This window comes from Variovorax sp. OAS795, assembly GCF_040546685.1.
Classification (GTDB): Bacteria; Pseudomonadota; Gammaproteobacteria; order Burkholderiales; family Burkholderiaceae_C; genus Variovorax.
Genome location: NZ_JBEPOH010000001.1, coordinates 3,607,921 through 3,621,574 on the forward strand (window position 1 = coordinate 3,607,921; position 13,654 = coordinate 3,621,574).

The 13,654-nt window shown below is 67.6% G+C and carries 13 protein-coding genes; 2 read left to right on the top strand and 11 right to left on the bottom strand.

Annotated elements, in window-relative coordinates:
• Nucleotides 1-6 precede the first annotated feature (6 nt).
• The 7 genes from ABID97_RS17465 to ABID97_RS17495 all read right to left on the bottom strand — a co-directional run bounded on the left by ABID97_RS17465 (nt 7) and on the right by ABID97_RS17495 (nt 7,533).
• The gene (locus tag ABID97_RS17465) at nt 7-1,542 is read right to left on the bottom strand and encodes a malonate--CoA ligase (RefSeq protein ID WP_354399681.1); all 1,536 of its coding nucleotides are present in this window, start codon (nt 1,540-1,542) and stop codon (nt 7-9) included.
• A gap of 11 nt (nt 1,543-1,553) precedes the next feature.
• On the bottom strand, nt 1,554-2,333 hold the full coding sequence (locus ABID97_RS17470; protein WP_354399682.1) for an enoyl-CoA hydratase/isomerase family protein: 780 nt from the start codon (nt 2,331-2,333) through the stop codon (nt 1,554-1,556).
• On the bottom strand, nt 2,333-3,325 hold the full coding sequence (locus tag ABID97_RS17475; RefSeq protein ID WP_354399683.1) for a Bug family tripartite tricarboxylate transporter substrate binding protein: 993 nt from the start codon (nt 3,323-3,325) through the stop codon (nt 2,333-2,335). The genes ABID97_RS17470 and ABID97_RS17475 overlap by 1 nt, the downstream gene beginning before the upstream one ends.
• 79 nt (nt 3,326-3,404) lie before the next feature.
• Nucleotides 3,405-4,877, bottom strand: a complete 1,473-nt coding sequence (locus ABID97_RS17480) for a malonyl-CoA decarboxylase (RefSeq protein ID WP_354399684.1) — start codon at nt 4,875-4,877, stop codon at nt 3,405-3,407.
• A 49-nt stretch (nt 4,878-4,926) separates the two neighbouring features.
• On the bottom strand, nt 4,927-5,595 hold the full coding sequence (locus ABID97_RS17485; protein WP_354399685.1) for a GntR family transcriptional regulator: 669 nt from the start codon (nt 5,593-5,595) through the stop codon (nt 4,927-4,929).
• A 125-nt stretch (nt 5,596-5,720) separates the two neighbouring features.
• The gene (gene lgt, locus ABID97_RS17490; protein WP_354399686.1) at nt 5,721-6,542 is read right to left on the bottom strand and encodes a prolipoprotein diacylglyceryl transferase; all 822 of its coding nucleotides are present in this window, start codon (nt 6,540-6,542) and stop codon (nt 5,721-5,723) included.
• A 52-nt stretch (nt 6,543-6,594) separates the two neighbouring features.
• Complete coding sequence (locus tag ABID97_RS17495; RefSeq protein ID WP_354399687.1) at nt 6,595-7,533, bottom strand: LysR family transcriptional regulator; 939 nt, start codon at nt 7,531-7,533, stop codon at nt 6,595-6,597.
• Between the two features lie 101 nt (nt 7,534-7,634).
• Here ABID97_RS17495 and ilvD point away from each other — a divergent pair, with 101 nt between their 5' ends.
• The gene (gene ilvD, locus ABID97_RS17500) at nt 7,635-9,329 is read left to right on the top strand and encodes a dihydroxy-acid dehydratase (RefSeq protein WP_354399688.1); all 1,695 of its coding nucleotides are present in this window, start codon (nt 7,635-7,637) and stop codon (nt 9,327-9,329) included.
• A 7-nt stretch (nt 9,330-9,336) separates the two neighbouring features.
• Here ilvD and ABID97_RS17505 read toward each other — a convergent pair whose 3' ends face one another.
• Complete coding sequence (locus ABID97_RS17505) at nt 9,337-10,158, bottom strand: DUF3592 domain-containing protein (protein WP_354399689.1); 822 nt, start codon at nt 10,156-10,158, stop codon at nt 9,337-9,339.
• Nucleotides 10,159-10,201: 43 nt separating this feature from the next.
• Nucleotides 10,202-10,456, bottom strand: a complete 255-nt coding sequence (locus tag ABID97_RS17510; RefSeq protein WP_354399690.1) for a TIGR04438 family Trp-rich protein — start codon at nt 10,454-10,456, stop codon at nt 10,202-10,204.
• A 106-nt stretch (nt 10,457-10,562) separates the two neighbouring features.
• Between ABID97_RS17510 and ABID97_RS17515 the strand changes: the two genes are divergently transcribed.
• On the top strand, nt 10,563-10,865 hold the full coding sequence (locus ABID97_RS17515) for a c-type cytochrome (protein ID WP_354399691.1): 303 nt from the start codon (nt 10,563-10,565) through the stop codon (nt 10,863-10,865).
• 33 nt (nt 10,866-10,898) lie between these two features.
• On the opposite strand, the gene ABID97_RS17520 is transcribed toward ABID97_RS17515, so the two are convergent.
• A complete protein-coding gene (locus ABID97_RS17520; RefSeq protein ID WP_354399692.1) occupies nt 10,899-11,399 on the bottom strand; it encodes a LapA family protein in 501 nt (166 codons plus the stop codon).
• Between the two features lie 140 nt (nt 11,400-11,539).
• The gene (acs, locus tag ABID97_RS17525; protein WP_354399693.1) at nt 11,540-13,537 is read right to left on the bottom strand and encodes an acetate--CoA ligase; all 1,998 of its coding nucleotides are present in this window, start codon (nt 13,535-13,537) and stop codon (nt 11,540-11,542) included.
• Nucleotides 13,538-13,654 lie beyond the last annotated feature (117 nt).

Sequence of the window (13,654 nt, forward strand, 5' to 3'; positions counted from 1 at the left end):
CAGGCACTAGGCGAACAGCCCCTTGTGCCGCTCCCGCAGCAGCGCCTTCTGGACCTTGCCCATGGTGTTGCGCGGCAGCTCATTTACCACGAAGCAGCGCTTCGGAATCTTGAAGTTGGCGAGCCTGGCCTTGAGTTCCGCAACGATCGCGTCCGCGTCGACCGCCGCGCCAGGCTTGGGAACGACGATGGCCACGCCCACTTCGCCGAAGTCGGGGTGCGGCACGCCGACCACCGCGCTCTCGGCCACGCCGGGCAGTTCGTTGATGTAGCCCTCGATCTCGGCCGGGTAGACGTTGTAGCCGCCGCTGATGATCAGGTCCTTGCTGCGCCCGACGATGGTGATGTAGCCGCGGCCGTCGATCTTGCCGACGTCGCCGGTCTTGAAGAAACCGTCGGCGGTGAACTCTTCCTTCGTTTTTTCAGGCATGCGCCAGTAGCCGATGAACACGTTCGGGCCGCTGACCTGGATGTTGCCGATCTCGTCGGTCGTGCAGTCGCGGCCGCTGTCGTCGCGCACGCGCAGCTGCACGCCCGGCAACGCGAAACCGACCGTGCCGCCGCGGCGCTCGCCCTGCGCGGCGCTGAAGGGATTGGAAGTGAGCATCACCGTCTCGCTCATGCCGTAGCGCTCCAGGATGGTGTGGCCGGTGCGTTCGCGCCATTCGTCGAAGGTCTCGATGAGCAGCGGCGCGGAGCCCGCGATGAAGAGGCGCATGTTGCGCACTGCATCGCGCGTGAGCCCGGGCTCGGCCAGGAGCCGCACATAGAGCGTGGGCACGCCCATGAACACCGTGGCCTCGGGCAGCTTCTCGACCACGCGCTTCGGGTCGAACTTCGAGAACCAGATCATCTTGCTGCCGTTGAGCAGTGCCCCGTGCAGCGCCACGAAAAGCCCGTGCACGTGGAAGATGGGCAGCGCATGGACCAGCACGTCGCCCTTCGTCCAGCCCCAATAGTCCTTGAGCACCTCGGCGTTCGACAGCAGGTTGCCGTGCGTAAGCATCGCGCCCTTGCTGCGGCCGGTGGTGCCGCTGGTGTAGAGGATGGCGGCGAGGTCGTCCTCATTCCTTGCCGCGACCTGATGCTGGTCGCTGCATTGCGCGGCCACTTCGAGCAGCGTGCCGGTGCGGTCGTCGTCCAGCGTGAACACATGCCGCGTACCCGCGGCGTTGGCGATGGGCCCGACCCACGGGGCATTGCGGCTGGTGCACACCACCACGGCCGGTTCGGCGTTGCCGACGAAGTATTCGATCTCGGCGCTCTGGTAGGCGGTGTTGAGGGGCAGGAACACATAGCCGGCACGCAGCGTGGCGAGATAGAGGATCATCGCCTCGACCGATTTCTCGACCTGCACCGCGATGCGGGCGCCCTCTTCCAAGCCCAGTGCGCCGAGCAGGTTCGCCATCATGGCGCTGCCGCGCTCGAGGTCCCGCCACGAATAGAACAGGCCGTTCTCGGTTTCCACGGCAATGCCGTCGAGGTCCGCGGGAAAGGCCGCGCGCAGCGCGGCGAACAGGTTGGAGTTGGCTTTCGTCTTCATCGGGAGTTTCTTCAGAAATTCGGAGTGCGCTTGGCGAGAAAGGCGTCGATGCCTTCGCGGTGCTCGGCGGAGTCGGCGTAATCGTAGGCGGTGGCGAGCAAGGCCTGCGTGGCTGGCGCTCCGGCCCTCAGCATGGCGAAGGTGCGCTTGTGCAGGCGCGCGGCCTGCGGCGCCAGCGACGCGATGCGTTGGGCATGGGCCAGCACGGCCGCCGCCACCTCGTTGTCGGGCAGCACCTGCAGCAGAAAGCCGGCGTCATAAAGGCGCTGTGCGCCATGCACGCCGGCGGCCAGCAGCATGTCGCGCGCCAGCACGTCGCCGATGGCGCCATGGACCAGCGCCGCTTCGCGCGGCGCCATCGGAAATCCGAGCTTCGCGATCGGGGCGCCAAACCTCGCGGAGGCACCGGCAAGCCGGATGTCGCAGCAGCTCGCGATCTCGATGCCCGCGCCCATGCACGCGCCTTCGATCTGCGCCACCACCGGCAGCGGGCAGTCGAGCACGGCCTGCAGCGCACCCCAGACGTCGCTCTCGTGGAATTCGCGCAGCGTGGCTTCGCCGAAGCGGAACGAGGGGTACTCGGAAATGTCGCCCCCGGCGCAGAAGGCGCCGCCTTCGCCGCGCATCACGACGCAGCGCAATCCCTCATCGGGCGCCTCTGCGATACCGTCGAACACGGCACGCAGCTGGCGCCACATGCCGCGCGTCATGGCGTTGAGGCGCCCCGCGTTCGACAAGGTGACGAACGCGGTGGCACCCTCGCGGCGCAGCGAAACCTGGCGCTCTTCCATTACTCGAGCTTGGCGCCCGAGGCCTTCACCACCGCGGCCCAGCGCTTGATCTCGGCGTTGACGAAGCCGCCGTACGACGCCATGGTGAGGTTCGGGATCTCCGAGCCGTTCTGAGCCCAGATGGCCTTGAGCTCGTCGGTCGCGAGGGCCTTCTTCATGTCCTCGACGACCTTCGCCTGGATGTCGGCCGGGGTGCCCTTGGGCGCCCAGAGCCCGTACCAGGTGGTGACGGTGTAGTCGGGCAGGCCCACTTCGGCGGCGCAGGGCACGTCGGGGAACGCCGGGTTGCGCTTGCTGCCCGCCACCATCAGGGCCTTGATGCGCCCGCCCTTGATGTGCTGGGCGGAAGAACCCAGGCCGTCGAACATCAGGTCGACGTTGCCGGCAATCAGGTCGGACAGCGCGGGGCCCGCGCCACGGTACGGAATGTGGGTGATGAAGGTGCCGGTCTGGAGCTTGAACAGTTCGCCCGCCAGGTGGTGCGAAGTGCCGGAGCCGGCCGAACCGTAGTTGAGCTTGCCGGGGTTGCGCTTGGCGGCGGCAACGAATTCCTGCAGGGTGTTGGCCGTGACGCGGCGCGGATTGACCACCACCACCTGCGGCACGTTGGCCAGCAGCATCAGCGGCACGAAGTCCTTCTCGATGTCGTAGTCGAGCTTGGGATAGATCGACGGTGCGATCGCGTGGTGCACCGCGCCCATGAAGAGCGTGTAGCCGTCGGGCTGGGCCTTGGACGCGATGCTGGCGCCCACCGTGCCCCCGGCGCCGCCGCGGTTGTCGATGACCAGCGTCTGGCCGGCCACCTTGGCGAACTGCGCCGAGAGCGGACGTGCGAAGGCATCGGTGCCGCCACCGGCCGGAAACGGCACGATCATGTTCACCGGCCGCGTTGGCCAGCCGCTCCCCTGCGCACGCGCGGCGCCGCCGCACAGAACGGCGGCACCGGCCGCGGCCAGGCGCAGCACGTCGCGTCGTTGAAAACTCTGAGTCATCTGTCATCTCCTGTCGTTGTGGATGAGCCGCGCCTTGCGGCCGCCGGCGCCTCGCGCGCCGGACTTTTTCTTTCAGATCTCAGCCTTTTTTGAAGAACAGGCTTTCGACATCCCCCGAAACCGCCACCTTCCCCTCTGCCAACCACGCGCGATGCTTGTCCAGGCGCTTGAGATCGTAGAGGTAATTCACCATGAGTCCATAAGACTGCCTGTGCCCCTTGGGCGATGGATCGCCGGCCCAGTTGAGCCGCTCCACGCGCGCGCCGTTGCCCAGGTGAAAACGCGCCACCGGATCGGCCGGCGTACCGTCGACCAGCGCGTGGCCGAGGTATTCGGCCGCGGCCTGCAGCAGCCATTGGCGCAGCGGCGACCTCGCATCGAGGCCGGCCGTGTTCTCCACCGCCGCGAGCAGCCGGTCGGCAGTCGGCGGCAGCGATCCGACGAGGCGGCCGATTTCGGCCTCGCGCTTTTCGTCCAGGCGCGGCAGCAGCTCTGCCGCGTTTCGGGCCAGCCAGCTGCGAAAGCCCGGAACCGGCGAGAGCGTGGCGAAGACCTTCAGGCGCGGGAGCTCTTCCTGCAGCGTCTCGACCACGCGCTTGATGAGCGAATCGCCGAAGCTCACGCCCCGAAGGCCGTTCTGGGTGTTGCTGATCGAATAGAAGATGGCGGTCGTCGCCTTGGCAGGCAGCATGGGCACCGCGGCTTCGTCGAGCAGCGGCGCGATGCCGTCGCTGATGCGGTCGACCAGCGCAACCTCGACGAAGATCAGCGGCTCGTTGGGAAGCCGCGGATGGAAGAAGCCGTAGCAGCGGCGGTCGCTGTCGTCCAGCCGGTTCTTCACGTCGGTCCAGCTCTTGATGTCGTGCACCGCCTCGTAGCGGATCAGCTTCTCGATCAGCGACGCCGGGGAGTTCCAGTCGATGCGCCGCAGTTCGAGGAACGCGACGTCGAACCAGGTCGAGAACAGGTGTTCCAGCTCGGCGTCGAGCGCGATCAGCCGCTTGTCGGACTTGAGGAACGGCAGCAGTTCGGCACGCAGGTCGACCAGGAAGCGCATGCCCTCCGGCTCGACCGCGAAGCGCTGCAAGAGACGCATGCGCGGCGACACCAGCGCGCGCCGCAGCTTCAGCTCGGCCTGGCCTTCGTCGGGCGTTCCGACCGCGGCCTGGTGCTGGTCGCGCGCGGACTTGAGCTTTTGCGGATCGGCCGCGAAATGCTCGCTCATCAGTGCCCAGTAGTCGCGCCGCTCCTCGGGCGTGGCGCTGGCATAAGCGGTGGCAATGGCATGGGCCCGGCGCCCGCCCTCGACCTCGCTCACGCGCGGATCGATCACGGCCTGCAAGGCGGCGAGCACGCGGCGCAGCGCGCGCGGCGACAGCGCTTCGTCGGCCCTGCGCAAGGTGGCCTGCATGCGCTCGGCGGTCGAGCGCACGCTGGGCTTGGCGCTGGTCCGCGGCGCGCTGCGCGCAGCGCCCTCGGGTGCCACGGGCACCTTGCTGCCGGACTTCTCGCCAGAACGCAAACGCGCCTGGAACCACTCGGTCGCACTCATCGACAAACTCCAACGCCCTGGTTTGCGGAGATGTCTTTCATCACGCGGTTCATGACATCACCCTGGATTTCTGCTGCCGCGCCACCGCGCGCAATGCCTCGCGCTGGCGCGTCAGGTGCGTGCGCATGGCGGCGTCCGCGCCTTCGCTGTCGCGCGCCTTGAGCGCCGCGAACACCGCCAGGTGTTCCGACAGGCTCTGCTCCAGCCGGCCCGGCGCATGCAGCTGTTGCAGCCGCGCGAGCTTGAGGATCTTGCGCAGGTCGCCGATCACCTGCGCCAGCCACTTGTTGTCGGCCAGCTGGATGATGGCTTCGTGGATCAGGTGGTTGGTGGCGTAGTAGTCGTTGATGCGCTTGGCCTTGGCGTGGCGCACCAGCCGTTCGTGCAGTGTGTCCAGTTCGCTGAGCTCCGCATCGCTCGCGTTGCGGGCCGCCTCGTAGGCGCAACGGCCCTCGAGCAGCGCAATGACCGGAAAGATCTCGTCCAGGTCGCGCTCCGTCACCTCGCGCACGAAGCAGCCGCGCCGCGGTTCGTGCCGCAGCAGGCCTTCGGCCGTGAGCACCTTGAGCGCCTCGCGCAACGGGGTGCGCGAGATCGACAACCTTTCGCACAGCGCGGCCTCGTCCAGGAAGCTGCCCGGCACCAGCACACCCGCGAAGATCTGCTCGCGCAGCGTGGCGGCCACTTCGTCGTGCAGGGAGTTGGGGACCAGGCGCATGGTTCAGGCAGCAAGAAAGGGCGTAATTTCCTGTAATTACGGGTAATTGTGAGCCGCCGTCCGGTCCGGCACAAGGCCGCGCAGCCCGTGCCCGGCCCGGACTTACCCTGAGCGCCGCCGCTGGCTCAGGCCCTCGCCAGCCGGGGGCGGCGAGCCGCCCAGAGCCACAGGCCGATGCCGAAGATCACCATGGGCACGCTGAGCCACTGGCCCTGGCTCAGGCTGAGGGCGCGAAGGCCGAGAAAATCGTCGGGCTCGCGGAAGTATTCGGCAACGAACCGCAGCACGCCGTAGCCGATCAGGAACACCGCGGCCACCTGCCCTTCCTTGCGTTCCTTGCGTGCGTAGAGCCACATGATGGCGAACAGAAGAAGGCCCTCGAGCAGGAACTGGTAGACCTGCGAGGGATGGCGCGGCAGCATCGAGCCGCTCTGCGGAAACACCATGCCCCAGGGCAGGTCCGGGCTGCTGAAGCGGCCCCAGAGTTCGCCGTTGATGAAGTTGCCCACGCGGCCCGCGGCCAGGCCGGTCGGCACGCAGGGCGAGACGAAGTCCATCACCTGCCAGAACGGCCGGGCGCGCGAACGAGCGAACCAGAGCATCGCGCCGATCACGCCCAAGAGGCCGCCGTGAAAGCTCATGCCGCCCTGCCACACGTAGAGGATTTCGAGCGGATGCGTGAGATAGAAGTCGGGTTTGTAGAACAGGCAGTAGCCGAGCCGCCCGCCCACGATGACGCCCATCACGCCCAGGAAGAGAATGTCCTCGATGTCCTTGCGCTGCCACGCGCCCGCGCCGGCAAGCGAGCGATATGGCTCATGCCTCAGGCGGCGCGTGCCGAGAAAATAGAACAGTGCGAACGCGGCCAGGTAGGTCAGGCCATACCAGTGGATGGCAACGGGTCCGAGCTGCAGGGCGACGGGATTGATCTGCGGATACATGAGCATGGCGCCGATTGTGCCCCGGGGCGCGCGGCGCCCGCTGGCACGGCACGCCGGCTCAGCCGTCCTTGTGCGTGCGCTCCCGCACGAACGCCACGAAGCGCGCCAGCGCCGGCTGCGTGGCGGGCGCAGGCCACACGAGGCTGGTCTCGCAGGCGGGCAGCGCCACCCGGGCGCGGCCCGCGCCCTTGAACGCCTGCGCCTGCCGGTACACCACGCCCGCACGCCGGAACTGCATGACGCTGTGAGGCACCCAGGCCACACCGATGCCGCCCGACACCAGGTTGACGATGGTCTGCATCTGGATGGCCTCCTGCGCCACCTGCGGCACCCGGCCGGCCGCGTGGTACAGGCCGATGACCGCATCGTGCAGCGAAGGCACGATGCGCCGCGGGAAGATCACCAGCGGTTCGGCCAGCACCTCGGCCAGCGGCACGGGTGTCGCGTCCGCCAGCCGATGCTGTTCCGGCATGGCGAGCACCAGCGATTCCTGCTCGACCGGCAGCCGGGCGAGCCCCGGAGGCGCGGCCCCCGGCGAATGCAGCATCAGGCCGGCGTCGATGTCGCCGCGCGCAAGCGCTTCGAGCTGCACGTCGCCTGTGGCCTCCACCAGTTCGAGCGCCACCTCCGGGCACAGCACGCGGAACTCGCGCACCCAGGCCGGCAGCTTCTCGAAGCCGATGGTGGAGACGAAGGCGATGCGAACGCGCCCCACCTGCCCCGCCGCCGCGGCCCGCGCGCGCTCGGGCAGGGCCTGCGCCCGCGCCAGCAGTTCGCGCACATCGGGCAGCAGCGCCTCGCCGGCGGGCGTGAGCGCCACGCGCCGGCGCGTGCGGTCGAACAGCTGCACGCCCAGCGTTTTCTCGAGCTGCGCAATGGCCTGGGTGACCGGTGGCTGGGTCATGTGCAGCCGCGCGGCGGCGCGTCCGAAATGCAGCTCTTCGGCCACGGCCACGAACTGGCGCCAGGCGCGCAGGTCGATCAGAGTTTCCTTCATATGCCGAGCATATCAATCCGCATTAAAAAATGGATTGGAATGAATCAGTGAGAAGTCCGATACTTGTGTCCCCCGATCTCCCCCACGACACAAGAGACACCATGGACACCAAGCCGATCCAGATCAACCGCCGCAGCGCCAACATCGTCGAAGGCAAGAGCCGCGCGCCGAACCGCTCGATGTTCTACGCCATGGGCTACGAGGAAAGCGACTTCAAGAAGCCGATGGTCGGCGTCGCCAACGGCCACAGCACCATCACGCCGTGCAACTCGGGCCTGCAGAAGCTGGCCGATGCGGCCATCGAGGGCATCGAGGAAGCCGGCGGCAATGCCCAGGTGTTCGGCACGCCCACCATCTCCGACGGCATGGCCATGGGCACCGAAGGCATGAAGTATTCGCTGGTGAGCCGCGAAGTCATTTCGGACTGCATCGAGACCTGCGTGGGCGGCCAGTGGATGGACGGCGTGCTGGTGGTCGGTGGATGCGACAAGAACATGCCCGGCGGCCTCATGGGCATGCTGCGCGCCAACGTGCCCGCCATCTACGTCTACGGCGGCACCATCCTGCCGGGCCGCTACAAAGGGCAGGACCTCAACATCGTGAGCGTGTTCGAAGCCGTGGGCCAGAACGCCGCCGGCAACATGAGCGACGAAGACCTGCACGAGATCGAGAAGCGCGCCATTCCGGGCACGGGCTCCTGCGGCGGCATGTACACGGCCAACACCATGTCCAGCGCGTTCGAGGCGCTGGGCATCTCGCTGCCCTACTCCTCGACCATGGCGAACCCGCACGACGAGAAGGCCAACTCGGCCAAGGAATCGGCCAAGGTGCTGATCGAGGCAATCAAGAAGGACATCAAGCCGCGCGACATCGTGACCAAGAAGGCGATCGAGAACGCCGTGGCCGTCATCATGGCCACCGGCGGCTCCACCAACGCGGTGCTGCACTTCCTGGCCATCGCGCACGCGGCCGAGGTCGAGTGGTCCATCGACGATTTCGAGCGCATGCGCAAGAAGGTGCCGGTGCTGTGCGACCTGAAGCCCTCGGGCAAGTACCTCGCGGTCGACCTGCACCAGGCCGGCGGCATTCCGCAGGTCATGAAGGTGCTGCTGAATGCGGGCCTCCTGCACGGCGACTGCATCACCATCACGGGCCAGACGATTGCCGAAGTGCTGAAGGACGTGCCCGACGTGCCGCGCGCCGACCAGGACGTGATCCGCCCGATCGACAAGCCGATGTACGACGAAGGCCACCTGGCCATCCTCAAGGGCAACCTGTCGCCCGAAGGCGCGGTCGCCAAGATCACCGGCCTGAAGAACCCGGTGATCACCGGCCCGGCGCGCGTATTCGACGACGAGCAGTCGGCGCTCAAGGCCATCCTGGACGGCAAGATCAAGGCCGGCGACGTGATGGTGCTGCGCTACCTGGGTCCCAAGGGCGGCCCGGGCATGCCCGAGATGCTGGCCCCCACCGGCGCGCTCATCGGCGCCGGCCTGGGCGAGAGCGTGGGCCTCATCACCGACGGCCGCTTCTCGGGCGGCACCTGGGGCATGGTGGTCGGCCACGTCGCGCCCGAGGCGGCAGCCGGCGGCACCATTGCCTTCGTGAACGAAGGCGACTCGATCACCATCGACGCGCACAAGCTGGTGCTCGAACTCAACGTGCCCGAGGCCGAGCTTGCCAAGCGCCGCGAAGGCTGGAAGCCGCCGGCGCCGCGCTACACCCGCGGCGTGCAGGCCAAGTTCGCATTCAATGCCTCGAGCGCGAGCTCGGGCGCGGTGCTCGACAAGTTCTGAGCCGCGTTCAGGCCATCATCCACGCGCCGTAGCCGAAGGCCAGGAAGCCGAGGCCGACGATCGCGAGGATGCTGCGGAACTCGAATTCCATCGACGGCGGCAGGCTCTGCACGATGAAGTGCAGCAAGGCGCCGGCGCCGATGGTCATGAAGCCCGCACCCAGCGCGCGGCCCAGGCGCTCGTCGGGATAGAGAAAGCAGACTGCGAACCCGGCCAGGAACACAAGGTTGGCCCCCACGGTGCCGCGCGTGCGCCAGCGCTGCTGCGCGGGCGTGGCCGTGCGCACCGCTGGTGCACTGGCCGGGCGGCGCCCCTCCTTGATGGCCATGCCGGTGAAGAAGAGCCCGAACATCATCGGAAACAGCCCGAAGAGGCCCAATCCCCAGACGCCTCCCCACATGTTCTGGAAATCGGCCACCAAGGCTTGCGCGGGGTCGGCCACGCTGTAGCGCACCTCGACCGGATCGCCCCACTCCTTGTCGGGCAGCCCGCCGCCGAGCCCCTTGACGCGGCGCTTCTGGCCGTCGGCCGCGATGTATTCGATGACCGGCGCGCGCGAGACCGTGGTGCGGCCGTTGCCGTCTTTGCTCCGTTCGTCGACGAATTCGACGAGGCTGCCCTGCACGCTGGTTGTGCCCGCGATGGACTGGTAGCGGCTCCAGCCGATCGTCGCAGCCCCATAGAGGCCGGCGCAGCCGATCAGCAGCGCACCGATCCCCACGCCCCAGAACATGCCCTTGAGCCAACCCGCCAATCCACCAATGGCCGGCCCGGCAAACAGCGACAGCCCGAACACCAGCATCGCTTGCCGGGTCGCTTCGTCATCCATCGGGGCGCCGTCGTGCGTGGGGTCGTCGGGCCGTCCGCGCGGCTCAGCGCTTGGGCCGCTGGCCCTTGCTGCCCGGCAGGCCCATGTTGCTGCGCTGGCGGTCGATGCGGGCCTGCTTGCGCCGGTCTTCGCGCTCGATGACCTTGCGCTTGGTGTAGCCCGACGAATCGGCCCACGCCCACCACGCCATGGCCATGGCAAAAGGCGACAGCACGATCCACCAGCTCCAGCCGGCGACCATGCCCACCTCCAGGTATTTCAGGGCCACGCCGACCAGGCCCAGCAACAGAAAAAGCATCGCGAATCCCTCGGGTTTGTTGGAAACGCTTCCGGAGGCCGGTGCACGGCGCTACCTACAATCGCGTTGGATCGAATGTAACCCAGCCATTACGAAATACATCCCCATGAAGAGACTCCTGTCGTTCGCCGTCCTGGGCCTGGGCCTGGCGGCACCCGCCTTCGCAGACCTGGCGCTGGCAACGTCGAAAAACTGCATGAGCTGCCATGCGGTGGACCGCAAGGTGCTCGGGCCCGCGTTCAAGGACGTGGCGGCCAAGTACAAGGGCAACGCCGCCGCGGCGGACATGCTCGCGACGAAGATCATCAAGGGCGGCTCAGGCGTGTGGGGACCGGTGCCGATGCCGGCCAACACGCAGGTGAGCGAAGCCGACGCCAAGAAGCTCGCAGCCTGGGTGCTGACGCGCTGAACCTTGCGGGCCGTGCACAGGCCCGCATCGCCCTCAGACCCGCGGATCGATGTCCGTGGGGAGCGGCCGGCGCTCGATGCGGTCTTCGAGCTGCCCGATGTGCGCGGCCACCGTGTTGTCGGACTGCTCCGAGCGCTGGCGCACCACGCCTTCGAGCTGGCCGAGCCGCGTCAGCAGCGAGGCATGCCGCTCGGCGTTCTGCGCCATGTGCCGGTTCTCCTGCACTTCGAGGAAATTGCGCAGCTCGGTGAAGCGCGAGGCCTCGGCCTTGTCGGCCAGGTCGCGCTGCACCTGCATTTCCTTGTTGTGGCGCTTGGCGTCGAGCAGCACCGAGCTGTGCAGGTACAGCACGTAGACCAGGAAGAACACACCGAGCGCGACCGTCAGTGCCAGCATCATGAGGCCGAGCGGCGCAGTGATCGTCATGAAGCCCAGCGAAACCGGCACGGGCGTCGACAGTGTTCCCCAGTTGAGCGCGGCCAGGGCCGCGATCAACAGCAGGATGACGAACAGGAAAGCAGATCTCACGCCCATGGGGGCCTCCTTCGCAAGGATCGAACACAACGGAACCCGCCGTGTGCGTCCCGGCGCACGGCGGCTGCGCTGGTTTTACCTCAGGCCGCGGGCCGCCATGGCCCCTGCTTTCCTTTAACGGCCGTGTCCTACACAGCCCGTCAATTGGTCTGTGACAACTGATCCAGGATGGCCGGATTCTCCAGCGTGGAGGTGTCCTGCGTGATGGCCTCGCCCTTGGCGATGCTGCGCAGCAGGCGGCGCATGATCTTGCCGCTGCGCGTCTTGGGCAGGTTGTCGCCGAAGCGGATGTCCTTGGGCTTGGCGATGGGACCGATCTCCTTGGCGACCCAGTTGCGCAGCTCGTTGGCGATCTGCCTGGCCTCCTCGCCAGTCGGGCGGCTGCGCTTGAGCACCACGAAGGCGCACACCGCCTCGCCCGTCACGTCGTCGGGACGGCCCACCACCGCGGCCTCGGCCACCAGGTCGGTCTTGGACACCAGCGCCGATTCGATCTCCATCGTGCCCAGGCGGTGGCCCGAGACGTTGAGCACGTCGTCGATGCGCCCGGTGATTCGGAAGTAGCCACGGTCGGCGCTGCGCACGGCGCCGTCACCCGCCAGGTAGATCGTGCCGCCCATCTCCTCGGGGAAGTAGCTCTTCTTGAAACGCTCGGGGTCGTTCCAGATGGTGCGGATCATCGAGGGCCAGGGCCGCTTGATGACCAGCATGCCGCCCGCGCCGTTGGGCAGGTCCTTGCCGGTCTCGTCCACGATGGCGGCCATGATGCCCGGCAGCGGCAGCGTGCACGAGCCCGGCACCAGCGGCGTGGCGCCCGGCAGCGGCGTGATCACGTGGCCGCCGGTCTCGGTCTGCCAGAAGGTGTCGACGATCGGGCATTGCTCGCGGCCGATGTTCCGGTGGTACCACATCCAGGCCTCGGGATTGATGGGCTCGCCCACCGAGCCGAGGATGCGCAGGCTCGACAGGTCCCAGTTCTTCGGATGCACCTTCTCGTCGCCTTCGGCCGCCTTGATGAGCGAGCGGATGGCGGTGGGCGCGGTGTAGAACACGCTGACCTTGTGCTGCTCGATCATCTGCCAGAAGCGCCCCGCGTGCGGGAAGGTGGGGATGCCTTCGAACACCACCTGGGTGGCGCCGGCCGCGAGCGGGCCGTAGGCCACGTAGGTGTGGCCGGTGATCCAGCCGATGTCAGCCGTGCACCAGAACACGTCCTCGGGCCGGATGTCGAAGGTCCAGTCCATGGTGAGCTTGGCCCACAGCAGGTAGCCGCCGGTGGCGTGCTGCACGCCCTTGGGCTTGCCGGTGGAGCCGGAGGTGTAGAGGATGAACAGCGGGTGCTCGGCGTTCACCGGCACGGGCGCGCAGTCGGTGCTCTGGCCCTGGAGCGCCTCGGCAAAGCTCTTGTCGCGGCCCTCGACGCGGTTCCAGGCCGTGGGCGTGCGCTCATAGACGAACACGGTCTTGATCGACTCGCAGCCGCCCATGGCGATGCCGTCGTCCACGATGGCCTTGAGGGGCAGTTCCTTGCCGCCGCGCAGCTGGTAGTTGGCGGTGATGACGGCCACGGCGCCGGCATCGATGATGCGCTCCTGCAGGGCCTTGGCCGAGAAGCCGCCGAACACCACGCTGTGGGTGGCGCCGATGCGCGCGCACGCCTGCATGGCGATGACGCCTTCCACGGTCATGGGCATGTAGACGATGACGCGGTCGCCCTTCTGGATGCCGGCAGCCTTCAGGGCGTTGGCGAACTGGCTCACGCGGGCGAGCAGTTCCTTGTAGGTGACGCGGGTGACGGCGCCGTCGTCGGCCTCGAAGACGATGGCGGTCTTGTTCTCCACGGGGGTGCCGATGTGCCTGTCCAGGCAGTTGGCGCTGGCGTTGAGCTCGCCGTCGCCGAACCACTCGTAGAACGGCGCCTTCGACTCGTCCAGCGTCCTGGTGAAGGGCTTGGTCCACTGCAGGTTGTCCTTCGCCAGGCGGGACCAGAAGCCCTCGAAGTCCTGCTCGGCTTCCTTGCACAGGGCGTCGTAGGCGGCCATGCCGGAGATGCGGGCGCCGGCGCTGGCGCGGGCGTCGGGCGGGAACACGCGGTTCTCGACCAGCACGGATTCGATGTTCTTGGATGCGCTGCTCATTGTCTTGTCTCCTGGGTGGGTGCGGCCGTAATGTCGACGGGCGCACTTACGGGTCACTGACGTGTCACTTACGCGTCACTGACAGCTTGATCCAGTTCGATGTTAGTCCGCAGGGTT